We start from the raw sequence: 25,915 nt of genomic DNA on the forward strand, positions 1-25,915 counted from the left end.
TGGTGCCGCTGACCCGAGATCCGCCCGAGCCGGCCTACCAGCACCCGAACGTGGAGTTCGCCATGCATCGCACACTGCGCACCCGATCCGCCGCCACTTCCGACGACTCGGCGTCGCCGCCGTCCTCTCCGATCCGAGCGCTGCTCGCCGCGGTCACGGTCGGTGCGCTGATCCTCTTCGGCGGCCCGACGCTCGCCGCCGCCGACGAGCTCGCGACACCGCCGGCGGCAGCCGACGAGGCTGCGACGCCGGCGGACGAGCCCGCGGCGACGGAGGCGGAGGAGCCGCCTGCAGAGGAGACGCCGCCGGCTGAAGCGGTCGAACCGCCGGCCGAAGAGCCGGAACCTCCGGCCGAGGAGCCGGCGCCGCCCGCCGAGGAGGCGCCGCCGGCCGAGGAGGCAGCGCCGCCGGGAGAGGAGCCACCGCTCCCGGCAGACGATGCCGCCCAGCAGCAGGCCGCGGCACCCGCGCCCGTCGACTGCATGGCGATCCCGATCGGCAATGACGACCGCAGTGCGCGCGACGCGTGTCTCGCTGAGCAGCAGGCGGGGCTTCGCAGCTTCGCCGCGGCCGCCGATCCGGCGCCGGCCCCCAACCCCGACCTCCCGAACAGCTGCGGGCTCGACTTCGCGCTCGTGCTCGACAAGTCGGGATCGATCGGCGAAGACGGGATGGACGACCTCAAGGCAGCGGCCGACGCGTTCACCGACGCACTGAAGGACACGGGTTCCGAAGTCTCCGTCACCTCGTTCGACCAGGATGCGTCGCTCCTCCTGGGCGCCACAGCGCTCACGACCGCGAACCTCGGCGACATCCAGGACTCCTACGGCGGCCTGATCTCCGAAGGCTGGACGAACTGGAAGCGCGGACTCGAGGTCGGCCACAGCTCGTTCGGAGGGTTCAGCGAACAGCCCGTCGAACTCACCATCGTGATCACCGACGGCAACCCGAACACGGTCGACCCCGACGTGGGTGGTGAATTCCCCGACGGGTCTCCCGATGCGGTGAACCCGGCGATCCTGGAGGCCAACTCGATCAAGGCGGACCCATCGCACGTCTTCGTGGTGGCGGTCGGCCCGAACGTCTCCCTCGCCCCGATCCAGGCGATCTCGGGTTCTGACGAGTTCGACGGCTCGAACATCTCGACCGCCGACTACATGACCTCCGACAACTACGCGAGCCTCGCCGAAGACCTGCAGCTCGTCGCGAAGGCGCTGTGCGCGGGCAACGTGATCATCCACAAGCAGGTCGGCGTCGCCTTCCCCGGCACGCCCGGCGGCGTGGGCTGGGAGTTCTCGACGGCGACCTCGGATGTCGCCCCGACGAGCGACACGACCGACGCGAGCAGCCAGACCGACCCCTTCGCCGTGACGGGCTTCGAGGTCGTGCCGGACCCGCCGGCTCGGCAGGTCACCTTCACGGAGACGCCCAACAACGGGAGCCTCCTGACCGGAGCGATGTGCGGCACCACCTCCGAGATGGGCGACGCGGTCGCCGTGCCGTTCGACCCGGCCGCCCGAACCTTCACCGCCGCCGTCGAGAAGGAGGCGACGACCCATTGCTGGGTGCTGAACACCTTCGCGCCGCGTTGGCTCGGCTGGAAGACGGTCGCCCCGACCGACGGCAGCACCGTCATCCCGGGCCAGGACGTCACCTACACCCTGCACGCGAAGAACGACGGATTCGTGCCGGTGACCGGCGCGACACTGGTCGACGACCTCGGCGACGTGCTCGACGACGCAGCGATGGTGACGCCCATCGCCCCGCCGCTCAGCATCGCCGGCGACGAACTGACGTGGTCGATTCCGACGCTCGCCCCGGGGGAGGAGACGAGCATCTCCTTCACCGTTCGAGTGGATGACGATGCGTTCGATCGGGTGCTCGCGAACGTCGTCACCCCGAGTGACAACGGGCGTTGCCCCGACAGCGTCACGCTCTCCGCCGAGCAAGCGGTGCTCGTCGACGACTGCGTCACCGAGAACCCCACGCCCGACGTGACGATCGACAAGAACGTCGATGAGACGACCCTCGATGTCGTGACCGGCGAGTGGACGATCGGCTACACGCTCGACGTCGAGAACACCGGCGACGTCGACACCGAGTACACCCTGTCGGATGCCACGGAGTTCGGTGACGGCATGACGATCTCGGCGATCGAGTACTGGGAGCCGGGCGAGGACCGTGCCCTCCCGGGACATCCGCTCACCGGCCCGTTCGCTCCGGACGGCGAGTACCTGCTCGCCGAGGACCATCCGCTCGCCGTCGGCGTCACCGACAGCTGGTACGTGCGGATCACCGCGACGATCGATGACGAGGGCGCACCCGAGTACGGCTGCGACGGCGAAGAGGGCGGCGGGTTCTCGAACACCGGCATCGTCACGATCGGCACCGGCGTTCGCGAGGACGAGGCCTGCGACGCCCCCGGGCGCCTGACGCTCATCAAGAACGTCGACAACGAGGCGATCGAGGACATCAACGAGGTCGTCGATCCCGACATCCCGCTCGCCGTGCCGAGCGATTGGCTGCTGAAGGCGGCGGGGCCCGTCACGGTCGAGGACCCCGGCATGTCCGACCCCGGCAGGACCTACCTCGTTCCCGAGGGCTGGTACGGCCTGAGCGAGCAGCCGAACCCCGATTCCGACAACCCCTACATCGACGACGGCACCTACGTGCCCGGCGAGTGGGAGTGCGACGACGAGAGCCCCGAGCTCGAGAAGCTGCAGGCCGAGGCGGAGGTCTACGTGCCGGCAGGCGGCGACGTCACCTGCAGCATCGAGAACACCGCCGACCCGGCCGACCTCGGCATCGTGAAGGACTACGAGCTGAGCGAGGGCGTCGAGGCGATCGACAACTTCGATCCCGATGGCGACCCGGCGGACTCGGACTTCTGGTTCACCCTCACGGTGACGAACCACGGACCCGACGTTCCCGGCGCCATGGTGACCGACACCCTGCCCGACACGCTCGAGGTGCTCAGTGCCATCGAGATCACCCCGGCTGATCCCAACTGGGATGCGTCGTTCACGGGCAACGAGTTCACCGCGGTCTACGACGGCACCTACGCCGCCGGATCCGAGACGGTGTTCCGGTTCCAGGTGCGGTTCCTCGGAGAGCCGATCGGGCCGTTGCCCGAGAACCCCGAGGTGCCGCCGGAGCCCGTGCCCGCCGAGCCCGTCGTGAACGAGGCGTGCGTGGAGATCGTCGTGCCCGAGCCTCCGGTCGAGGTCGACAGCGCCGCGCTCGCCGTGGTCGACGTCCCGTCGCTGCCCACCAGCGACCTGAACCCCGGCAACGACTGCGACGACACCACGGTGCCGACGAAGGCGATGCAGGCGAACGCGTACGTGCAGTGCATCAACGATGTGCCGTGGCTGTACCACAACGTCATGACGGCCGGTCCCGTCACCCCCTCCGACATCACCGTCACGTGGACGCCCGACCCGGTGTTCTACCCCGACGCGGTGCCGGTCGTGACGATCATCCCGTGGGAGGAGCGCAACGGCCGCGTGCTGTGGCCGTACGGCGAGGTGAACGACGAGGGCATCTCGATCGCCTGGCCCGGATGGCGCCTGGCCGAACCGGGAGACGTCGTCGGCGAGGGCACGATCGTGGACTCGTGGGAGAACATGGTGAAGGACTCGTCGCTTCCGAGCTACGCGTTCGCCGACCAGCTCCACCCGATGACCATCACGTTCGAGGTCAACCCGAGCCAGTCGGTGCTCGCGGTCTACCCGCAGGCGACACCCGCCTGTGCGGTGACCCGTGAGGCCGGGCCGTTGATCGAGAAGACCTCGAGCGTCACCTCGGTGATGCCCGGCGGAACGTTCGACTACACCCTGTCGATCACCAACCCGGGTCTCGGGGCGACGAAGGCCATGGAGCTCTTCGACGAGATCCCGGCCGATCTCAAGGTGAACTCGATCACCACGCCGCCCGCCCCCGCGTTCCCGCGCTGGGACGACTGCGAGGTGACGGGCGAGGATTCCGCCGGCTACGGCGGCACCCTGCACTGCATCCTGAACGGTCAGATCGGCGGCACGAGGCCGGACGCGCCCGACGTGGTGCTGTCGGTCACGCTGAATCCGAAGTCGACGTCCTCGAGCATCGTCAACACCGGTGAGATCTGCTGGAACGACCTGCCCGACGACGAGACCGCCCCGGCGGCCGACGGAGCGATCCCGCTCGACCCCGCCGAGCAGATCCTCTGCGACGACTCCTCGGTCACCGTGCACGTGCCGCAACCCGGCGGTGCCATCGCGAGCACCGGCTTCGCGGGCGCGCCGTTCATCTGGATCGCCGCGGGCATGCTCCTGGTGGGCGGCATCGCGGTCGCATACGTCGTGATCAGGAGGCGCCGCACCGGGGGAGTGTAGGCGCGCGAGATCAGGCACGCGGATGTCGCGGCTCACGTGAGCCGCGGCATCCGCGTGCCTGCTCGCCGTTGAGCGCGGCCGGCCCCGCCTGCGGAGTTCCCGTTCCACCCCCTGTCCCGGTGCCAGCGCGAGGGTCCCTCGATGCCGACCGCGAACGGCCGGAACCTCAGCGATATTCCGAACACGGCATGTGTCGCGTTCACCCGCGCGCCGTGGCACGACGAGGAGGTGACCTCTTCGTCGCGTGTCCCCCATCCGGGGCGCATGAGCAAATCTCGCGTACCCCGCTTTCGGGTGACAAGTTCGGTGAACTTCCCGATGAATCCGCAATTCCAGACGGACACTGTCCCCCGGATTGGTGTCAAGTGAGCTCTATCGTGTCCCCCATTTCCTCTGCTTGACTCGCCCCGAATGCGCAACAGTCTCGTTCTGCTTCCTCACCCGAGCACAAGAAGGCCAATCATGGACAGCTGGTTCGGCAACACTTCCCACGACGACGTGCGACCCCGCCGGTCGCGTCGACAGCGAGTGGAGACCAGGAAGCGCAGAGCCACCGCGCTCATCGCATCGCTCTCGGTCGGCGCCCTGCTGGCGATCGGGCTGCCGATGACGGCGTTCGCGGAGCAAGCGGTCGAGCCGGCACCGGATGCCGCGACGACGAGCGAGACGCAGGAGGCGGCGTCGGGCGACGAGACGTCGAGCGAGACGCCGTCGAGCGAGGCGCCCGTGAGCGAGGAGCCTGCGAGCGAAGAGCCCGCGACCGAGGAGCCCGCCAAGGCTCCCGTCGAGGAGGCTCCTGCCAAGAAGGCGCCGGCCGACCCGCCCGCTCAGGCTCCGCCGGCCCAGGACCTCAAGGCGCCGACGGACGTCGCCCCGCTGTCGGTCTTCCCGGCCGACACCCCGGACTGTACGACGGCGGGCACCTGCGCCAGCCTCACCATCACCAACGTCGTCTCGGGCGGTTCGGCGACCCCGAGCCAGTGGACCCTGCACGCCGTTCGCTCGAGCAACGCCGACAACTACAACTTCACCTCGGGACAGACCCGCTCGGTGCCGCGTTCCGCGACGTACACCCTCTTCGCCGATGCCGGCCCGGCGAACTACACGCTGACCGACTTCACCTGCACCACGGGTGGCCCCGGCGGCGGCGACCCCTCATGGGATGAAGACGACCGCACGGTCACCTACGGGAGCGGCAACAGCAAGACCGCCGCGTGCACCTTCACGCACACGTACACGGGCCCCGCGACCGTCAACGTCCAGGTGGGCGGCTCGCGCACGGGCATCTCCAGCGTCGGCGGCCTCGGGGGAGTGACCCTGCAGCTCTACACCGACAACAACGGCTCCTTCGGCTCGGTCATCAACCAGCCGTGGGCCACGTGCGTGTCGACCCCCGCAGGCGTCTGCACCTTCTCCGTTCCGAACGCCAACAACTCCAACTTCTGGGTCGCCCAGGCGACACCGGGCGTGCCCGCGAACTGGTTCGCCAACGACACGCTCGCCGTCGGCGAGACCCCCGCATCCGCGCCGTACCGGTTCCGCATCGCAGATGTCGATGCCGGCGAGACGCTCAGCTCCCTGAGCGACTTCATGATCGCGACGGGCAACACCACGAACACCGCGTCGGGCGGCATCTGGCAGAACTCGCTCGCGAACCCGACGCGGGCCCAGCAGTGCGGTGTGCGCATCGCGCTCGTGATCGACCTCTCCGGCTCCGTCGCACCGAACTTCACCGACCTGAAGAACGCGGCCAAGGGATTCGTCACCGCCCTCCAGGGCACTCCCTCGCAGGTCGGCATCTTCACGTTCAACAACGTGGCCCCCGCGACCGCCGGGGCCAACCTCGGCATCACGCCGGTCTCCACGGTTGCCGGCGCGAACACCGTGCGCAACCACATCGACTCGTTCAGCACTCCGACCGAGGCGACGAACTGGGATCGCGGCATCTACCAGGTCGCGGCGAGCGGAACGCAGTACGACATCGCGCTCGTGCTCACCGACGGCAACCCGACGGTCTACGCGAACGACGAGGGCCCTGGCAGCCGCACCCGGTTCCGCGAGGTCGAGAACGGCGTGTTCTCGGCGAACGCGGTGAAGGCGCTCGGCACCCGGGTCATCGCCTTCGGCGTCGGCAGCGGCGTCGGCGGTTCGCCCGACAACCTCGTCGCCATCTCGGGCGACCAGCTGAACTCCGACTACTTCCAGTCGTCGAGCTACGACCAGGCTGGAACGATCCTGCGCAACCTCGCGCTCGGCGCCTGCCAGGGATCCGTCTCGGTCGTCAAGCAGGTCGTCTCGAGCTCGAGCACCGGTGAGCAGAAGACCGGTCAGACCCCCGCCGGCGGGTGGGAGTTCACCGCGGTACCGACCAGCGCAGGCATCACGCCGCCCACCCAGGAGGGCACGACCGCCGTCGGTACCGGCGCGGTCAACCTGCCCCTCACCTTCGCGGGAGGCACGACGAGCGGCACGGTGAAGGTCACCGAGGACCCGCAGGGCCACAGCATCGTGCAGACGGGCGGCAAGAACGCGGTCTGCACCGATCAGGCGACCGGCAACGCCATCACCGTCTCCAACGAGGCCAACGGCTTCTCGATCCCGGTGAGTTCGACGCAAGCGGTCACCTGCAATGTCTGGAACCGTCCGCCATTGCCGCAGTCGAACTTCAGCGTCAACAAGGTCTGGGTCGTCAACGGGACCACGTACCAGCACGGCAACCAGCCGAGCGGGCTCAGCGCCCAGCTGACCGTCGGTGGCGCCAACGCTCCGTGGGTGACCACGCAGGGCCCGCTGCCGGCCAACACCGTCGTCGCGCTCAATGAGACGACGGGCGTGGGAACGCGCGACATGTGCACGATCACCGATCGGAAGGTCACCCTCGCGAACGGCCAGGTGCCCGCCGACGGCTCGCTGCCCTTCAGCCCGACGCTCCAACCCGGCGACAACAGCTACACGATCACGAACACCGTCACCTGCGACACCCAGCTCACGCTGAAGAAGACGGTGACCAACGGCGGCGTCGCCGCGAACACGTGGACCCTCGATGCCGTGGCTCCCGGAGGGGCGCTCGCAGGCCCGAGCGGAACGACGGGAAGCGCCGGCGCTACCGCGCTGGTGACGCCGAACGTGACGTATCCCCTCGCCGAGAGCGGCGACCCGCGCTACGTGCAGACGCTCGGTCAGAACGCCGTGCCGATTCCGGGCTCTACCGGCAGCTGGGACTGCGTGCAGGTCAACGCGCAGGGGGTCGTCGTGCCCGGATTCGCCGACGGCCTGAACGGCGGTGTGACGGTGCCCCTGGGCTTCCGGGTGCAATGCACCGCGGTGAACCAGACCGCCGAGCTCAAGCTGGTCAAGAGCGTCCAGGATCTCGATGGCGCCGATGCCGAACCGGGCGACTGGACTCTCGTCGCCACGCCGGGCGGCTCGACCCCGGGTCTCGGCCCCGTGCAGACGACGAGCGGGAACACCGTGCTCGTCCGACCCGGCACGACGTACACGATCTCCGAGACCGGCGGCCCCGCAGGATACGAGCAGTTGCTCATCCAATGCCAGACCAGCCCGAACGGGGAGTTCGTCACGACGGAGACGATCACGCTGCCCGCGCTCGCACAGGGCACCTGCGTCATCACGAACGCACCCATCCCGCCGCAGCTGAAGCTGACGAAGGTCGTCACCGGCAACGTGGCGCTCCCGAACTCGTGGAACCTCGCGGCCAAGGTCGGCGCCACCATCGTCGCCCAGGGCGACGGCGGCACGGGTGGATTCGTGGATGTGCCCGCCGGTGAGACGATCGCGCTCTCCGAGTCGACGGCACTGCCGAATGCCGACCAGTTCCAGGCCGGCACGTGGCTCTGCTCGAAGAACGGGGGAGCAGCCGTTCCCGGTCCCTCGGTCCCGCCGCTCGCCCCGGGCGACAAGGTCGACTGCACCGTGACGAACACGCTCAAGGCGATCACGCCGACGATCGTCAAGACGGCGGCCGTTCCCACGCCCAACGCCGACGGCGTCAGCTGGGACATCGGCTACGACATCGTCGTGACGAACCCGAGCGCGTTCCAGGACCTGACGTACAGCCTCACCGACACGCTCGACTTCGGGGCGAACGTCACGGTGAACAGCGCGAGCTACCAGCGCACGCTGCCGGCACCGCCGGGCTCACTGACGCCGTGGAACGTCGCGTTCGGCAGCGAGCAGGCCTTCGCCGGTGAGCCGAACCTCGTCAAGGGCACGTCGCACACCTGGCACGTCACCGTCAACGCGACGGTCGCACCGGGCGCCGATTTCAGCGGCACGAGCCCGACTGCGTGCGACGCCGGCACCCCGGGCACGGTCGGGTTCCTGAACACCGCGGTCATGACCGTCGGCGGCGTCACGTACCCCGCTGAGGACTGCTCGCTGCCGGTCAAGCCGACGATCGCCAAGGTCGGCGGCACCGCCGTCGACAACGGCGACGGCACCTGGACGTTGCCGTACACGATCACGGTGACCAACCCTTCGGCCACCACGAGCGCGCAGTACGACCTCGACGACACGCTCGCCTACCCGGCATCCGTGGACGTGCTCGAACGCACGGTCACTCCGCCGGCCGGCGTGACGCTCGTGCCCGGGTGGACCGGCGCAGCCGGGCACACCCTGCTCGCCGACGACGTGACGCTCGCCGGCACCGCCGGGGTCGACACGCACGTCTACACCGTCGCGATCAAGGTCGCGATCGGCGCGGATGCCCCGGCGCTCCTCTGCCCGAACCTCGACAACACCGTGAAGGTGACGGCCGGCAACCAGACCGGCACCGCGACCGGCTGCGTGTCGATCGACAAGCCGACGATCGTGCACGACAAGACGGTCGTGCCGGGCTCGGTGAGCCAGGCCGCCGACGGCACGTGGAGCATCAGTTACGACATCACCGTCAGGAACACCGGCGCGATCGGCGGGGTCTACGACCTCCTCGACGACACCAGGTTCGGCGCGGGCGTCGACACGTCCACCGCGACCTTCACGCTGTCGAAGGACGGCGGGGCAGCCGCACCGTGGGTCGACGGCACGGCACTCGCGGCCGGAACGTACCTCCCGGCCGGCGACCCCGACCCGAGCGATGTCTATCGCATCGCCGTGAGCGGCATCGTGCTGACCGGGCCGACGCTCACGCCCGCCCAGTCGGCCTGCCCGTCGAACGACAACGCGGGCGCATTCAACAACCTGGCGATCCTCACGGTCGCCGGGGTCGACACCCCTGACACCGCCTGCGACGCACCGAGCGTTCCGGAGATCGTGAAGTCGGGGGCGACGTCCTCCCAGCAGCCCGACAGCAGCTGGAACGTGACCTACACCCTGACGGTGTCGAACACGGATCCCGGTTCCAAGCCCTCGTACTACCTGCTGTCCGACGAGCCCGGCTTCCCGGCCGGCGTCGAGTTCAACTCGTACACGATCGACGACGGCGCGACCGAGCCGTACGCGGGCGGCACCATCGAGGTCGTCGGGAACACCGCGATCGCGGCCGGCGCCACGCACGTCTACACGATCGTGCTGAACGTCGACGTGCCGTTCGGCGCAGTGCCCGAAGGCGATCGCGAGTGTGTTCCGACCGTTCCGACCACGGGCAAGGGCTTCTTCAACACGGCCGTGCTCACGAGCGGGAACTTCGTGGTCGACGACAGCGACTGCACCGACATCTCCGACGGCGGCGTGCCGACCGTCGAGAAGGGCGATCCGACGGTCGTCCAGGGCGCCGACGGGGTCTGGACCATCACGTACGACGTCACGGTCACCGGCAACAGCGAGTTCGTGTCGAAATACACCCTCGAAGACACCCTGAGGTTCGGCCCCGAGGTCGACATCCTCACCGCCGAATGGGATGGCGAGACATCCGGCAGCTGGGCGGACCCCGAGGCGAACCCGACGGCGACCCTCGTCCCGTCGCCGCGCACGCTCGGCATCGACGCCGTGGAGGAGTACACCGTCACGGTGACCGCGAAGGTCGACAAGGCGGCGTTCGCCGACCCGACGACCGACACCTGCACCTGGACTCCGGAGGATCCGAACGTCGGATTCCTGAACGAGGTGCGCCTCACATCGGGCAACAGCACGCAGTCGGACACCGGCTGCGGCGTCCCCGCCGAGCCCGAGGTCACCAAGGAGACCACGGGATCGGTCACCAGGGTCGGCGATCACTGGGAGGCGAGCTACACCATCACGGTGACGAACCTCTCGTTCGCTCAGGGCCTCGTCTACGACCTCGATGACACCCCGGACTTCGCCGACGCCGCGACCATCACGGAGCGCACGGTGACGAGCGCCGATGCGACCGTCGACCCGGGCTGGAGCGCTGATCCGCCGACGACCGACTCGATCGTCGCGAACCAGGCCCTCCCGGCCGGCGCGAGCGACGTCTTCACCGTGCTGGTGAAGTTCACGGTCGAGCCCGCCGACAGCGACCCGTCGCTGACGTGCGAGGAGCAGGGCTTGGAGAACACCGCCACGGTCACCTCTGGCGACACCTATACCGACGACGCCTGCTTCGACGTCCCGGTGGTCGTCGTGCTCGAGAAGGTCTGGACCATCAACGGCGGCTCGCCGATCGAATGGGACAGCCCGTCCCTCCCAGACGGCTTCACCGCACAGGCCACGCTCGACGGCCAGGAGGTTCCCTGGAGCAGCGAGCAGGGACCGTACGCCGACGGCGACGAGGTGACGGTCGACGAGTCCGACGTGCTCGTGCCTGAAGGCTGCATCGCGGGCGAGGCGACCGGGCTGGGCGAGCAGACGCTCTCCGGCACGGTGACGACGCTCACGGTGACGAACCCCGTCACCTGCACGCAGACGGTCAACCTCGAGAAGCACGTCGACAACCAGCACGGGGGCGCAGCAGTGCCCGCGGACTGGGCCGTCAGCGGTACGAACGTCGGCGACGACACCGACGCCTTCACCGGTGACGGGACGGCGAGCGGATCCGCGGAACTGGGCGTCGGCTACACGCTCAACGAGGTGAGCACCGTCTACGAGAACGGCACGCAGTACACCGTCTCGTCGACCTGGTCGTGCACCTCGGAGCAGGGAGACGATGCGTTCACCCTCGTGTCCGCACCCGGTTCGACGAGCGCGACCCTCACGGTCACGGAGCTCGGCGCAACGGTCGACTGCGACATCACGAACACGGATGTCGCGCCGAAGCTCACCCTCGTGAAGCAGGTGCTGCCGCTCGAGATCGCGCTGGACTTCCCGCCGACGCTCTGGACCCTCTCCGCTGCCGACGGGGCCAACCCGCCGGCGGTCACGGGCGACGGAACGGCGACGGGAACCGTCGACTCGAACCTCGCCTACACGCTCTCCGAAGCGGCGGACTTCGCCGGCGACGACGAGTTCACGCCCTCACTCTGGAGCTGCGTCTCCACGAACGGCGTCGAGCCGCTCGTGCTCGACGCGGCAGACGGCGACGTCGTGCTGCAGCCCGGGCAGGAGGTGACGTGCGAGATCACGAACACCGCGGCCCCGGCCACGTACCTGCTCGACAAGGAGGTCGTCTCGACCGTTCAGAACGCCGATGGCACCTGGACGATCGACTACAAGATCACCGTCACCGACGAGAGCGTCGTGTCGGCCGTCACCTACGACCTGAGTGATACGCTCGCCGACTTCGGCGAGGGCATCACGGTCTCCGAGGCGACGTGGACGGGCCCGGGCGGGTCGAGCGGCAGCTGGCCGGACCCGGCGGCGGAACCCACGGAGGAGCTCGCGAGCAACGTGATCCTCACCGCGGGCGAGCACACCCACGAGTACTTCGTGACCGTCGATGCGACGGTGACCGAGGACGCGTGGGAGGACGAGACCGTCGAGTGCACCGAGGGCGAGGGCGGCTTCCGCAACACGGCCATCCTGACCGTCGGCGACCTCCCCACGGAGGCGAGTGCCTGCGATGAGCCGGGGCGTGCCACTGCCGAGAAGACGGTCGTCGGTTCCCCGATCGACAACCTCGACGGCACCTGGACGGTGGACTACGAGATCGTCGTCACCGCCGACCCCGACAAGGACCTCATCTACGACCTGAGCGACGAGCCGGCTTTCCCGGCGGGCGCGACGTTCACGGCCACCGCAGAGGACCCCGATGGCGACCCCGTCGCCGGCTGGACCGGGACGGGCGCGAACACGGTGCTCGCCGACGGTCGACCGATCCTCGCGGGGGTCGACCAGACCTGGCACATCCAGGCCGTCGTCGACGTCACGACGATCACCGACATCGACCTCGCGAAGTGCGTCGAGACCGAAAGCGGCCACGGCTTCTTCAACGGGGCGCTCTTCACGAACGGCCAGGTCGAGACGCCGATCAGCGGTTGCGTCGACATCCCGATCGTCGAGGTCGGCATCGTGAAGACCGCGGTGCTGCCCGAAGGCGTCGACGCGGTCGAGGCCGGCACCGAGGAGAACACCTTCAACTGGGTGCTGACGGTGACCAACAACGGCCCGACCTCGGTCGAGGGCGCGGTCGTCACCGACACCCTGCCCGACTCGCTCGAGTTCGATGTCGACGCGATCACCTACGACTCGACGGGCACGTGGACCTTCGTCAAGGACGGCAACACGCTGACCGCGACGAGCGACTCGACGTTCGGGTCGGGACCCATGGCGACGATCACGATCCCCGTGACGTTGAAGGATCCCGCCGTCGGACCGGAGCTGCCGGAGAATCCCGGTGAGGTTCCTCCGCTCGTGCCGGCCGAGAACATCGAGAACACGGCGTGCGTCGAGGTCGACGAGTTCGACATCGATCCCTCCAACGACTGCGACACCGCAGACGTGCCCACCAAGGCCATGCAGGCGAACGCGTACGTGCAGTGCGTGAACGACGTGCCGTACCTGTACCACAACGTGCAGACGACCGGCTCGGTCACTCCGGGTCCGATCACGGTCACGTGGACGCCCGACGCCGGCGTCTACCCCGACGCGACTCCGATCGTCATGGAGATCCCGTGGGAGGAGCGCAACGGTCGCACCCTGTGGCCGTACGGTGTGGTCAACGACGAGGGCATCTCGATCGGATGGCCGGGCTGGCGCCTGATCGAAGAGGGCGACGTCGTCGGTGAGAACGGCATCGTCGACATCTGGGAGAACATGGTGAAGGACTCGAAGCTCGAGAGCTACGCGTTCGCCGACCAGTTCAACCCGATGACGATCACCTTCCAGGTCAACCCGAGCCAGTCGGTGCTCGCGGTCTACCCGCAGGCCACTCCGGCCTGTGAGGTCGAGCGCGATCCGAGCGTCACGATCGAGAAGACGTCGAGCGTGACCGAGGCGAAGCCGGGCAGCTCGTTCGACTACACGCTGTCGGTCACCAACTCGGGGCTCGGCGCGGTCGAGGCCGTGGAGCTGTTCGACGAGATCCCCGGCGACCTCAAGGTCACCGAGATCACGACCGATCCCGCTCCCGCCTTCCCGCGCTGGGACGACTGCGAGGTCACCGGCGAGGATTCGGCCGGCTACGGCGGCACGCTCCACTGCGTGCTGAACGGCATGATCGGCGGCACCGAGCCGGATGCTCCCGACGTGGTGTTGAGCGTGACGCTGAACCCCGCCTCGAAGAAGTCGAGCATCGACAACACCGGTGAGGTCTGCTGGAACGACCTGGTCGATCCGCCGGCGCCGACCGCGGAGGGTGAGGTCGCGCTGTTCTCGGTGATCGACCCCGAGCTGCCGGTGATCTGCGACGACTCGACGGTCACGGTAAAGATCCCGCAGGCGGGCGCCATCGCCTCGACCGGGTTCGCGGGAGCGCCACTCCTGTGGGGCGCGGGCGGTCTGCTCGCCGCCGGTGCGCTCCTGATCGCCGCGATGATGATCCGTCGTCGCCGTGCGGAGGAGTCCGCCGAGTAGCGGCATCGTCCCCCCGCGAACGGGAAGGGCCGGGTCGAAGACCCGGCCCTCTCTCGTGCCCTGGAACCCGGTGACCTCGTCGCGCAGCGGAAACGGAAGAGCCTGTCGGATGCCCCGCCGCAACGGGGTCCGACAAGCTCGACCTGCGTGGTGGTGCGACTACGGCTTGCCGCGCATGACGGCCTGCTTGACCTCGGCGATCGCCTTGGTCACCTCGATGCCGCGGGGGCAGGCCTCGGTGCAGTTGAAGGTCGTGCGGCAGCGCCACACGCCCTCTTTGTCGTTGAGGATGTCGAGACGCGTCTGCGCGTTGTCGTCGCGCGAGTCGAAGATGAAGCGGTGGGCGTTCACGATCGCCGCCGGGCCGAAGTACTGGCCGTCGGTCCAGAACACGGGGCACGACGAGGTGCACGCCGCGCACAGGATGCACTTGGTGGTGTCGTCGAAGATCGCTCGCTCGGCGACCGACTGCACGCGCTCCTTGCCGGGCTCGGGCTTCGAGTTCGCGACGAGGAAGGGCTGCACCTCGCGGAAGCTCGCGAAGAACGGCTCCATGTCGACGATGAGGTCCTTCTCGAGCGGCAGGCCCTTGATGGCCTCCACGTAGATGGGCTTCGAGATGTCGAGGTCCTTGATGAGCGTCTTGCAGGCCAGGCGGTTGCGGCCGTTGATGCGCATCGCGTCGGATCCGCAGATGCCGTGCGCGCAGGAGCGGCGGAAGGTCAGCGAACCGTCCTGCTCCCACTTGATCTTGTGCAGCGCGTCGAGCACGCGGTCGGTCGCGTACATCTCGACGTCGAAGTCCTGCCAGCGCGGCTCGGTGTCGACGTCGGGGTCGAAGCGGCGGATCAGGAACGTGACGGTGAACGACTGGATCGCGGCATCCGTCGACTGGGCTTCGAGCGTTGCAGTGCTCACGTCAGTACTTCCTCTCCATGGGCTGGTAGCGGGTGATCGTCACCGGTTTCCAGTCGAGTCGGATGTGGTCGGCCGCATCCGACGAGTGCGCGTCGCCCGACAGGTACGCCATCGTGTGCTGCATGTAGTTGGCGTCGTCGCGGTTCGGGAAGTCGTCGCGCATGTGGCCGCCGCGGCTCTCCTTGCGGTTGCGGGCGGAGTACACGACCACCTCGGCGAGGTCGAGGAGGAAGCCCAGCTCGACGGCCTCGAGCAGGTCGGTGTTGAACCGCTTGCCCTTGTCGTGCACGGCCACGTTCCGGTACCGGTCGCGGAGGCCGGCGATGACCTTCGTGACGTGCTCGAGCGACTCGTCGGTGCGGAACACCTGTGCGTTCTTGTCCATCTCGTCCTGCAGTTCCTTGCGGATCGCGGCGATGCGCTCGGTGCCGTCGGAGTCGCGGAGCTGCTCCAGCATGCCGCGCACGGCGGCAGCCGGGTCGGCGGGCAGGGGAGTGAAGTCGACCGTCTTCACGTACTCGACCGCGTTTCGGCCGGCGCGCTTGCCGAAGACGTTGATGTCGAGCAGGGAGTTCGTGCCGAGACGATTCGATCCGTGCACCGAGACGCAGGCGCACTCGCCGGCGGCGTAGAGGCCGGGCACGACGGTGTCGTTGTCGGAGAGCACCTCTGCGGCGACGTTCGTCGGGATGCCGCCCATCGCGTAGTGCGCGGTCGGCATGACGGGCACGGGCTCGAACACCGGGTCGACGCCGAGGTAGGTGCGCGCGAACTCGGTGATGTCGGGCAGCTTCGTCTCGAGCACCTCGGCACCGAGGTGGGTGCAGTCGAGGAGCACGTAGTCCTTGTGCGGGCCGGCGCCGCGACCTTCGGCGACCTCCTGCACCATGCAGCGCGCGACGATGTCGCGGGGCGCGAGGTCCTTGATCGTGGGTGCGTAGCGCTCCATGAAGCGCTCGCCCGAGGCGTTGCGCAGGATCGCGCCCTCACCGCGGGCACCCTCGGTGAGGAGGATGCCGAGGCCGGCGAGCCCGGTCGGGTGGAACTGGAAGAACTCCATGTCCTCGAGCGGCAGGCCCTTGCGCCAGATGATGCCGACGCCGTCGCCCGTGAGGGTGTGCGCGTTCGACGTGGTCTTGTAGATCTTGCCGAAGCCGCCGGTCGCGAAGATCACGGCCTTCGCCTGGAAGACGTGCAGCTCACCCGACGCGAGGTCGTAGGCGACGACGCCCGAAGGCTGCTTCGTCTTGGATCCATCCGGCCCGTCGACCTCGGTCATCACGAGGTCGAGCACGTAGTACTCGTTGAAGAAGTTGATGCCGAGGCGCACGCAGTTCTGGAACAGCGTCTGCAGGATCATGTGGCCCGTGCGGTCGGCCGCGTAGCACGCACGGCGGACGGGCGCCTTGCCGTGGTCGCGCGTGTGGCCGCCGAAGCGTCGCTGGTCGATCTTGCCCTCGGGCGTGCGGTTGAACGGCAGGCCCATGTTCTCGAGGTCGATGACCGCGTCGATCGCCTCTTTCGCGAGGATCTCGGCCGCGTCCTGGTCGACGAGGTAGTCGCCGCCCTTGACGGTGTCGAAGGTGTGCCACTCCCAGCTGTCCTCCTCGACGTTCGCGAGCGCTGCGGCCATGCCGCCCTGCGCCGCTCCCGTGTGAGAGCGCGTCGGGTAGAGCTTCGAGATGACCGCGGTCTTCGCGCCGGGGCCGGCCTCGATCGCCGCTCGCATGCCGGCGCCGCCGGCGCCCACGATGACGATGTCGAACTGGTGGTAGTGGACGCCGTCGATGACCGTGGTCTCGGCGTCGGCGCTCTGGGTGTTCACGGATCTCCTAAGCGGCGCAGAACGAGGGAAGCAGGTCGGCGGGTGCGCCGACGGGGCAGGGCTCGAAGGTGAAGACGACGAGCGTGCCGAGGATGATGAGCACGGCCGCGGCGGCGAAGAGGGAGCCCTTCAGCACCTTCTGCACGACGCCGGGGTTCGTGTAGTCGTTGACGATCGTGCGCATGCCGTTGGCGCCGTGGATGAGTGCGAGCCAGAGCATCAGCACGTCCCACCACTGCCAGAACGGGTCGGCCCACTTGCCGCCGACGAAGCCGAAGTCGATGGCCTTGACGCCGTCGCCGACCATGAGGTTCATGAAGAGGTGTCCGAAGATGAGCACGATCAGCACGACGCCAGAAGCGCGCATGTAGATCCAGCCCCACTTCTCCAGATTGATGCCGCGGCGGCGGGGGCGATCGGCTGGTTTCAGCGCCGACGTTTCGATGGCAGTCATGTCCCGCGGCTCCCTAGTGGCTGAAGACGTTGATGAGGTGGCGCGGCGTGAACGCGAGCATGGTCACGACCCAGAGGCCGACCACGATCCAGAAGAGGAGCTTCTGGTGGCGCGTGGCCCAGGCCCAGAAGTCCACGAGGATGATGCGCAGTCCGTTGAACGCGTGGAACACGATCGCGCCGACCAGGGCGACCTCGCCGAGGCCCATGATGGGCGTCTGGTAGGTGCCGATGACCGCGTTGTACGCCTCGGGGCTGACCCGCACGAGCGCCGTGTCGAGGATGTGCACGAGGAGGAAGAAGAAGATCGCGACACCCGTGATGCGGTGCAGCACCCATGACCACATTCCCTCACGGCCGCGGTACAGCGTGCCACCAGGCTTCTGTTTCGCAGGCTTCGCGGGTGTGGTCAGGGTTCCTGCCGAAGTCTCTGGCATGAACAACCCTCCCTGGCTGTGTGAATCGCCCCGAAGATGCCGGGACGTGACGGGCACACGGCCCGATTCGAGTGTAGACCCGCGTCACTTCGCCCGCCGCTTAGGGCGGCCTAACTCTCTCGACGTCGAGATATCGGATGCCGCGGCATCCGAGCCCGTGTGGTGGACGAGCGCTCCGGTTACGCTGTGCTGATGGACGAATCCCCGATCGACGGCTTCTACAGCGTCATCCCCGCCGGCGGCGTCGGCTCGCGGCTCTGGCCGCTCTCCCGCGCCGACGCACCGAAGTTCCTGCACGACCTGACGGGATCCGGTCAGACGCTCCTCAAGGACACTTGGGACCGGTTGGCCCCGCTCTCGGGCGACGACCGCATCATGGTCGTCACCGGGCGCGCCCACCGAGCCGCCGTCGAGGCGCAGCTGCCCGGGCTCGCCGACCACAACGTCGTGCTCGAGAGCGAGCCGCGCGATTCGACTGCCGCGATCGGCCTCGCCGCCGCGATCCTCGAACGGCGCGAGCCCGGCGTCATCATCGGCTCGTTCGCGGCCGACCACGTGATCTCGGGTGCGGCGCTCTTCCGCGCCGCGGTCGCAGACGCCGTCGCGGCCGCCCGCGCCGGGTACATCGCGACGATCGGCATCACGCCGACCGAGCCGGCCGTCGGCTTCGGCTACATCGAGTGCGGCGCGCCGCTCGACGTCGAGGGCGCCGAGCACGTCGAGGCGGTCGCGAGCTTCGTCGAGAAGCCCGACCTCGACACGGCCAAGCGCTACCTCGCCGGCGGCGCGCACCTCTGGAACGCCGGGATGTTCATCGCCCGCGCCGACGCGCTGCTCGCCGAGATCGCCAGGAACAAGCCCGAGCTGCACGCCGGCCTCATGGAGCTCGCCGAGGCGTGGGACGACCCGGCGACGCGCGGCCCCGCCGTCGACCGCATCTGGCCGCGCCTCGAGAAGATCGCGATCGACTACTCGGTCGCCGAGCCCGCGGCCGCGGCGGGTCGCCTCGCCGTCATCCGAGGGCACTTCGCATGGGACGACGTGGGCGACTTCGCCTCGCTCGCCAAGCTCAACACCGCGGGCCGATCGGGCGAGCTCGCGATCCTCGGAGAGAACGCGCGCGTGCTCTCCGATGCCTCGAGCGGCATCGTGGTCAGCCGGTCGAACCGGGTCATCAGCCTGATCGGCGTGCACGACATCGTCGTGGTCGACACCCCCGACGCACTGCTCGTCACGACGAGCGAGCACGCACAACGGGTCAAGGCCGTCGTCGACGCCCTCAGGCTCGGCGGGTCCAACGACGTGCTGTAAGGGCACGAGAGAGCGGGTATCGGATGTCTCAGGGTCGAGCAATGCACCGGCGAGGTGCCGGCCATCGGATGGCGCTGCGCCGAAGCATCTCCGTCGCCGCGGCGCTGGCCGCGGCAACCGTTGCGCTCGCGGCCTGTGCGCCCGCTCCCGAACCGGCGGACGACGGTGCGGCGAGCGACACGTGCGTGCGCATGGTCACGAACTCCGGCGGACTCGAGGACCGCTCGTTCAACCAGTCGAGCTGGGAGGGACTGCAGCAGGCCGAAGCCGAGTACGGCATCGAGGCCGAGGCCATCGTCTCGACCGGGGAGACCGATCTGGCCCCCAACGTGGCGCAGGCCGTCGATTCGGGGTGCGAGCTCATCGTCACCGTCGGCTGGGAACTCGCGGAGTCCACACTCGACCAGGCGGGGAAGAACCCGGAGCTCGCCTTCGCGATCGTCGACGAGACCGTCGAGGCCGACAACGTCAAGCCGGTCGTCTTCGACACCGCGCAGGCCTCCTACCTGGCGGGCTATCTCGCCGCCGGCGTCTCCAAGACCGGCGTGGTCGCGACCTTCGGCGGCGGCAATCAGCCGCCGGTGACCTTGTTCATGGACGGGTTCGTCGACGGCGTCGCCAAGTACAACGAGGTGCACGGCGCGAAGGTGCGCGTGCTCGGCTGGAACAAGGAGGCCCAGGACGGCACCTTCACCGGCGACTTCGAGGACATCTCGAAGGGCAAGACGCTCACCCAGGCCTTCATCGACCAGGGAGCCGATGTCATCATGCCGGTCGCGGGGCAGGTCGGCGAGGGATCGGCCGCGGCGGCGAGCGAGAACTCCGGCGTCTCGGTGATCTGGGTCGACAGCGACGGATACGAGGTGCTGCCCGCCGAGTTCCGCGGGTACGTGCTGACGAGCGTGCTGAAGAACACGCAGGACGCCATGGTCGAGATCGTCGGAGACGTCGTCGACGGGGACTTCGACGACGAGCCGTTCGTCGGCACCCTCGAGAACGGCGGCGTCGCGATCGCGCCCTACCACGATCTCGCCCCGCTCGTGTCAGCCGGCCTCGATGGGGAGCTCGAGGGGCTCCGGCAGGCGATCATCGCCGGCGAGATCGTCGTGGAGTCGCCGAGTCGGCCCTGAGCTCGCCGATCCGGTCGGCCCCAGTTCGCGGGGTGTTCGGGCTGCTCATGTGAGCAGAACATCGCGTCTTGATAACCATTGGAGGTCGTCGCCCCTCCGGCCGTGGCGCGCGACGCAACATTCGGTAACGTGACTGCACGAGCCTCGGAACGGTCGGGGCGCAGTCTTTGGAGGACACTGTGAAGGTCACGACCAAGAAAGCCGCCCTCGGCGGTCTCGCCCTGTTCGGCGCAGCCGTGCTGCTCGCCGGCTGTGCTGCCGCACCCGAAGAAGGCGGATCCGGCGAGTCCGCCGCTCCCGACTTCCTTCCCTGCATCGTCTCGGACTTCGGCGGCTTCGACGACAACTCGTTCAACGAGTCGAGCTTCAACGGCATCACCGAGGCGGCCGACGAGCTCGGCGTCGAGTTCAAGCAGGCCGAGTCCAAGTCCGAAGACCAGTACGAGTCGAACGTCTCGAGCATGGTCGACCAGGGCTGCGACTTCATCCTCACGGTCGGCTTCGCCCTCGCCAACGCCACGCGCGACGCCGCTCAGGAGAGCACCGACACCCAGTTCGCACTCATCGACTCGGCGCTGTCGAACGACGACTTCACGCCGCTGACGCTCGACAACGTCAAGCCCGTGCTCTACGACACGGCCCAGGCCGCGTACCTCGCCGGCTACCTCGCCGCCGGAACGACCAAGACGGGCACCGTGGCCACCTACGGCGGCCTGCCCTTCCCGTCGGTCACGATCTTCATGGACGGCTTCGTCGACGGCGTGGCGAAGTACAACGAGGTCAAGGGCACCGACGTCAAGGTGCTCGGCTGGGACAAGGCAGCTCAAGACGGCACGATGGCCGGCAGCTTCGATGACATCAACCAGGGCAAGACCCTGACCCAGGGCTTCATCGACCAGGGCGCCGACATCATCCTCCCCGTCGCCGGCCCGCTCTTCCAGGGTTCGGCCCAGGCCATCCAGGACTCGGGCAAGGACGTCGCCATCATCGGCGTCGACAGCGACCTGTTCCTCACCGCTCCCGAGTTCGGCGAGATGTACCTCACCTCGGTCATGAAGCAGATGACGGCCGCCACCAAGGAGATCATCGTGAACGCCGGCAACGGCGACTTCTCGGCCGACCCCTACATCGGCACCCTCGAGAACGACGGCGTCGGCCTGGCCCCGCTCCACGACTGGGAGTCCAAGGTCGACCCCGCGCTGATGGAGGAGATCGAGCAGCTCAAGACCGACATCGTCAGCGGTGACATCACGGTCGAATCGCCCTCGACCCCGAAGTAAGTCCAGGCGAGCCTGGAGCACCCGCACCGGAGGGAGGTCGGCACGAGCCGACCTCCCTCTTGCGTGCTCCCGGCCGGCTGCGCCGCCGTGGTGCGATCGGCGCGGTCGCCTGCTCATCGGAGCAGGGCATCGCGCGATCGCACAGCCCTCAATAGAATCTGGAAGCATGAAGCTCGAACTTCGCGGCATCACGAAGCGATTCGGTGCCCTGGTCGCCAACGACCACATCGACCTCACTGTCGAGGCGGGTGAGATCCACGCCCTGCTCGGTGAGAACGGCGCGGGCAAGTCCACGCTGATGAACGTGCTGTACGGCCTGTACCAGGCCGACGGCGGTGAGATCCTCCTCGACGACGAGGTCCAGCACTTCGCCGGCCCCGGCGACGCGATGAAGGCCGGCATCGGCATGGTGCACCAGCACTTCATGCTGATCCCCGTCTTCACGGTCGCCGAGAACGTCATGCTCGGCCACGAGTCCACCAAGGCCGGCGGCATGCTCGACCTCGCGACCGCGCGCACGAAGGTGCGCGAGATCTCCGATCGCTTCGGGTTCGACGTCGATCCCGACGCCCTCGTCGAAGAGCTCCCCGTCGGAGTGCAGCAGCGGGTCGAGATCATCAAGGCGCTCTCCCGCGACGCGCGCGTGCTCGTCTTCGACGAGCCCACCGCGGTGCTCACGCCGCAGGAGACCGACGAGCTCATGTCGATCATGCGGCAGCTGAAAGAGAGCGGCACGTCGATCGTCTTCATCACGCACAAGCTGCGCGAGGTGCGCGAGGTCGCCGACCGCATCACGGTCATCCGGCTCGGCAAGGTCGTCGGCGAGGCATCGCCCACCGCCACGAACGAAGAACTCGCCACCCTCATGGTCGGGCGTGCCGTCGATCTCACGGTCGACAAGTCGCCGGCGAAGGCGGGCAAGCCCGCGTTGGTGGTGCAGAACCTGACGGTGCTCGACCCGCTCGGCAACATCGTGGTCGATGACGTCAGCTTCAGCGTCGCCGAAGGCGAGATCCTCGCCATCGCGGGAGTGCAGGGCAACGGACAGACCGAGCTCACCGAGGCCCTCCTCGGGCTCCAGCCGCGAGTGCTCGGCGAGGTGTCGCTCGACGGCAAGGACATCCGCGGCCACTCCGTGCGCAAGATCCTCGACGTCGGAGTCGGGTTCATCCCCGAGGACCGCACCGAAGACGGGCTCGTCGGCGAGTTCACGATCGCCGAGAACCTCATGCTCGACCGGGCCGACGGTGCGCCGTTCGTGCGGTTCGGCAACATCCAACGGGGCGCTCTCGAGGACTTCGCCCGCGAGAAGGTGGCGGAGTTCGACGTGCGCACCCAGGGCATCGACGAGCCCGTGCGCCGACTCTCGGGCGGCAACCAGCAGAAGGTCGTGCTCGCGCGCGAACTCAGCCGCGACCTCCGGCTCTTCGTGGCGGCCCAGCCCACTCGCGGCGTCGACGTCGGCTCCATCGAGTTCATCCACAAGCGCATCGTCGCCACCCGCGACGCCGGCACGCCCGTCATCGTCGTCTCGACCGAGCTCGACGAGGTGACGGCACTCGCCGACAACATCATGGTGATGTACCGGGGCCGCATCGTGGGCATCGTGCCCGGCGACACCCCCCGTTCCGTGCTCGGCCTCATGATGGCCGGCGCCGCCGGCGGCAACGAGAGTCCGACCGCCCCCACCGAAGGAGCCGCGGCATGAGCGCCGACCGACCCGAGTCGCCGCAGAGCGAGGCCCAGCCGGCTGAGCCCGCGAAGACCGCCGATACTGCCGAGGCTCCGGAGCCCTCGCGCTGGCACAACATGTTCCGCGAGATCACCACCGGCAACGCGATCATCTCGGTGCTCGCCGTGGTGCTCGCGCTCATCGTCGGTGCGGTCATGATCGCCTTCACGAACAAAGACGTGCAGGCGGCATCCGTCTACTTCTTCGCGCGACCTGGAGACATGTTCGTCGCGATCTGGGACTCGGTCGCCGGAGCGTACTCGGCGCTCTTCCAAGGGTCGATCTACAACTTCAGGCGACCCGGCTTCGCCGACGGCATCAAGCCGTTCACCGAGACGCTCAACTTCGCCACGCCGCTCATCGCCGCCGGCCTCGGCGTCGCGCTCGGCTTCCGAGTCGGCCTCTTCAACATCGGCGGACGCGGTCAGATGCTGATCGCTGCGGCCCTCGGCGGCTGGGCCGGGTTCGCGCTCGACCTGCCCCCCGTGCTGCACATGGTCGTCGCGCTGGTCATCGGCATCGCGGGCGGAGCCCTCTGGGCCGGCATCGTGGGACTCCTGAAGGCGCGCACCGGCGCCCACGAGGTCATCACGACGATCATGCTGAACTACGTCGCGTTCTATCTGGTCAGCTACTGGCTTCGCGAGGGGTTCCTGAAGACCCCCGGCTCGAACAACCCCAAGAGCCCGGCGACCAAGGCGACCGCCGTGTTCCCCGACCTGCTCGGACCCGAGTACAACCTGCACTTCGGCTTCATCCTGGTGATCGCGGCCACGGTGTTCACGTGGTGGCTGCTCTCGCGCTCGAACCTCGGATTCAAGTTCCGCGCGGTCGGCGAGAACCCCAATGCGGCGCGAGTCGCGGGCATCAGCGTCAAGCGCATGTACGTCTACGCGATGCTGCTCTCCGGCGGCCTCGTCGGCCTCGCGGGCGTCAACCAGGTGCTCGGCACCACGACGAGCGGGTTCGGTGCCGGCATCGATTCCGGCATCGGCTTCGATGCGATCACCGTCGCGCTGCTCGGCCGCTCGCGCCCGTGGGGCGTGTTCGTCGCCGGCATCCTCTTCGGCGCGTTCAAGGCCGGCGGGTTCTCGATGCAGGCCGCAGAGGGCGTGCCGATCGACATCGTGCTCGTCGTCCAGTCCCTCATCGTGCTCTTCATCGCGGCGCCGCCGCTCGTTCGTGCCATCTTCCGGCTCCCTGCGCCCGGGACGATTCGCAGAGCCACCCCGTCCGTCACGAAGGAGGTGGCAGCGAAGTGAGCACCATCGCTCCCGTCAGCCGGCCGACCGAGCCGCACCAGCCTCCCCCCGGCCCCGCCGTCGGGCTCATCCGCAACTGGAAGACGCCGGTCGCGCTCGGCGTGTTCAGCGTCCTCGCACTCCTCCTCCTCGTCGTGTTCGGTCGAGACGGCGTCAGCACGATGCGGCTCTCCACGAGCAGCGACCTCATCCAGCTGCCCGACGTGCACCTGCCCACCCGCGAGACGGGCATCGTCATCACGGTCGTGCTCTTCGCGATCACGGCCGTCAGCTTCTGGCTCGTCGCTCAGCGGCGCAAGACCCCGCTCTGGCTCATCTCGATCTTCGCGCTGCTCGCGCTCATCGGCTTCCTGACGTGGGCGGGGGCGGGCGAGACGATCCAGATCCCCGGCCTGCTGTTCGGCTCGCTGAGCCTCGCCGTCCCGCTCATCTTCGGCGCCCTCGGCGGCGTCATCTCCGAGCGTGTCGGCGTCGTCAACGTCGCCATCGAGGGCCAGTTGCTCGCGGGCGCGTTCACCTCTGCGATCGTCGCCTCGCTCACCGGACAGCCCCTGTTGGGGCTCCTCGCGGCGATGGTCGCCGGCATGCTGGTCTCCTTCGTGCTCGCGGCCTTCTCGATCAAGTACTTCGTCGACCAGGTCATCGTGGGTGTGGTGCTCAACGTGCTCGTCACCGGCCTCACCGGGTTCCTCTTCTCCCAGTTGCTGGCGCCCAACGCCGACACCCTGAACTCGCCGCCGCGGTTCGAGCGCATCGACATCCCGTTCCTGTCCGAGATCCCCATCCTCGGCCCGGTGCTGTTCCGACAGACGCTCATCGTGTACATCATGTACATCGCCATCGCCGCCGTGTACATCGGCATCTTCCACACGCGCTGGGGCCTCAGGCTCCGTGCGGTGGGCGAGCACCCGCAGGCGGCCGACACGGTCGGCATCAACGTCACCGGCACCCGGTTCTGGAACGTGTCGCTCGCCGGTGCGATCGCCGGACTCGGCGGCGCCTACTTCACGCTCGGCTCGGTCGGCGCCTTCGGCAAGGACATGACGGCGGGCGCCGGCTTCATCGCGCTCGCTGCCGTGATCTTCGGCCGCTGGGATCCGATTCGAGCGACGCTCGCGGCGCTGCTGTTCGGCTTCGCGTCGAACCTGCAGAACGTGCTGAGCATCATCGGCTCGCCCGTGCCGAGCGAGTTCATGCTGATGCTGCCGTACCTCGTCACGATCTTCGCGGTGGCCGGACTCGTCGGGCAGTCTCGCGGCCCAGCGGCATCCGGAAAGCCGTACATCAAATCCTGACGCGGCCCGCCCTGTCGGGCCGAAGCACACCA

General features: G+C 68.5%; 12 protein-coding genes. 8 read left to right on the forward strand and 4 right to left on the reverse strand.

Going from position 1 to position 25,915, the window contains the following annotated elements; all coding sequences use genetic code 11:
• Positions 1-62 precede the first annotated feature (62 nt).
• On the forward strand, positions 63-4,373 hold the full coding sequence (locus JOE59_RS03420) for a DUF7927 domain-containing protein (RefSeq protein WP_204458940.1): 4,311 nt from the start codon (positions 63-65) through the stop codon (positions 4,371-4,373).
• A 462-nt stretch (positions 4,374-4,835) separates the two neighbouring features.
• The gene (locus JOE59_RS03425) at positions 4,836-14,240 is read left to right on the forward strand and encodes a VWA domain-containing protein (RefSeq protein WP_204458941.1); all 9,405 of its coding nucleotides are present in this window, start codon (positions 4,836-4,838) and stop codon (positions 14,238-14,240) included.
• A gap of 159 nt (positions 14,241-14,399) precedes the next feature.
• Here JOE59_RS03425 and JOE59_RS03430 read toward each other — a convergent pair whose 3' ends face one another.
• Genes JOE59_RS03430 through sdhC form a run of 4 tightly spaced genes read right to left on the reverse strand, consistent with a single transcriptional unit; the run spans position 14,400 to position 17,873 of the window.
• Positions 14,400-15,158: a succinate dehydrogenase iron-sulfur subunit gene (locus JOE59_RS03430; RefSeq protein WP_179550668.1), complete on the reverse strand. Its 759-nt coding sequence runs from the start codon at positions 15,156-15,158 to the stop codon at positions 14,400-14,402.
• Between the two features lies 1 nt (position 15,159).
• Positions 15,160-16,983, reverse strand: coding sequence for a succinate dehydrogenase flavoprotein subunit (gene sdhA / locus JOE59_RS03435; protein WP_204458942.1), 1,824 nt, complete (start codon positions 16,981-16,983; stop codon positions 15,160-15,162).
• Positions 16,984-16,990: 7 nt separating this feature from the next.
• Entirely contained in the window at positions 16,991-17,437 is a 447-nt protein-coding gene (locus JOE59_RS03440) for a succinate dehydrogenase hydrophobic membrane anchor subunit (protein ID WP_204458943.1), read from the reverse strand.
• Between the two features lie 13 nt (positions 17,438-17,450).
• Positions 17,451-17,873 carry a succinate dehydrogenase, cytochrome b556 subunit gene (gene sdhC, locus JOE59_RS03445; protein ID WP_204458944.1) on the reverse strand — a complete coding sequence of 141 codons (423 nt, stop codon included), beginning with the start codon at positions 17,871-17,873 and terminating at the stop codon, positions 17,451-17,453.
• A gap of 192 nt (positions 17,874-18,065) precedes the next feature.
• On the opposite strand from sdhC, the gene JOE59_RS03450 reads away from it, so the two are divergent.
• From JOE59_RS03450 to JOE59_RS03475, 6 genes are all read left to right on the forward strand, one after another.
• Positions 18,066-19,184 carry a mannose-1-phosphate guanylyltransferase gene (locus JOE59_RS03450; protein WP_204458945.1) on the forward strand — a complete coding sequence of 373 codons (1,119 nt, stop codon included), beginning with the start codon at positions 18,066-18,068 and terminating at the stop codon, positions 19,182-19,184.
• Between the two features lie 68 nt (positions 19,185-19,252).
• The gene (locus JOE59_RS03455) at positions 19,253-20,314 is read left to right on the forward strand and encodes a BMP family lipoprotein (protein ID WP_239560082.1); all 1,062 of its coding nucleotides are present in this window, start codon (positions 19,253-19,255) and stop codon (positions 20,312-20,314) included.
• Between the two features lie 179 nt (positions 20,315-20,493).
• Positions 20,494-21,594, forward strand: coding sequence for a BMP family lipoprotein (locus JOE59_RS03460; RefSeq protein WP_307836933.1), 1,101 nt, complete (start codon positions 20,494-20,496; stop codon positions 21,592-21,594).
• Positions 21,595-21,760: 166 nt separating this feature from the next.
• Entirely contained in the window at positions 21,761-23,302 is a 1,542-nt protein-coding gene (locus tag JOE59_RS03465) for an ABC transporter ATP-binding protein (RefSeq protein ID WP_204458948.1), read from the forward strand.
• The gene (locus JOE59_RS03470) at positions 23,299-24,588 is read left to right on the forward strand and encodes an ABC transporter permease (RefSeq protein WP_204458949.1); all 1,290 of its coding nucleotides are present in this window, start codon (positions 23,299-23,301) and stop codon (positions 24,586-24,588) included. The genes JOE59_RS03465 and JOE59_RS03470 overlap by 4 nt, the downstream gene beginning before the upstream one ends.
• The gene (locus JOE59_RS03475) at positions 24,585-25,883 is read left to right on the forward strand and encodes an ABC transporter permease (RefSeq protein WP_374191113.1); all 1,299 of its coding nucleotides are present in this window, start codon (positions 24,585-24,587) and stop codon (positions 25,881-25,883) included. Before JOE59_RS03470 ends, JOE59_RS03475 begins: the two co-directional genes overlap by 4 nt.
• The last annotated feature ends 32 nt before the right edge of the window (positions 25,884-25,915 follow it).

The sequence above is a fragment of the Agromyces cerinus genome (genome assembly GCF_016907835.1).
Taxonomy (GTDB): Bacteria; Actinomycetota; Actinomycetes; order Actinomycetales; family Microbacteriaceae; genus Agromyces; species Agromyces nitratus.

What these genes read in the sequence shown, in the direction of transcription:
- sdhC (WP_204458944.1), bottom strand. Translation starts at nt 17,873, where the DNA reads ATGCCAGAGACTTCGGCAGGAACCCTGACCACACCCGCGAAGCCTGCG.
- JOE59_RS03450 (WP_204458945.1), top strand. Translation starts at nt 18,066, where the DNA reads ATGGACGAATCCCCGATCGACGGCTTCTACAGCGTCATCCCCGCCGGC.
- JOE59_RS03465 (WP_204458948.1), top strand. Translation starts at nt 21,761, where the DNA reads ATGAAGCTCGAACTTCGCGGCATCACGAAGCGATTCGGTGCCCTGGTC.
- JOE59_RS03425 (WP_204458941.1), top strand. Translation starts at nt 4,836, where the DNA reads ATGGACAGCTGGTTCGGCAACACTTCCCACGACGACGTGCGACCCCGC.
- JOE59_RS03420 (WP_204458940.1), top strand. Translation starts at nt 63, where the DNA reads ATGCATCGCACACTGCGCACCCGATCCGCCGCCACTTCCGACGACTCG.
- JOE59_RS03470 (WP_204458949.1), top strand. Translation starts at nt 23,299, where the DNA reads ATGAGCGCCGACCGACCCGAGTCGCCGCAGAGCGAGGCCCAGCCGGCT.
- JOE59_RS03440 (WP_204458943.1), bottom strand. Translation starts at nt 17,437, where the DNA reads ATGACTGCCATCGAAACGTCGGCGCTGAAACCAGCCGATCGCCCCCGC.
- JOE59_RS03455 (WP_239560082.1), top strand. Translation starts at nt 19,253, where the DNA reads ATGGCGCTGCGCCGAAGCATCTCCGTCGCCGCGGCGCTGGCCGCGGCA.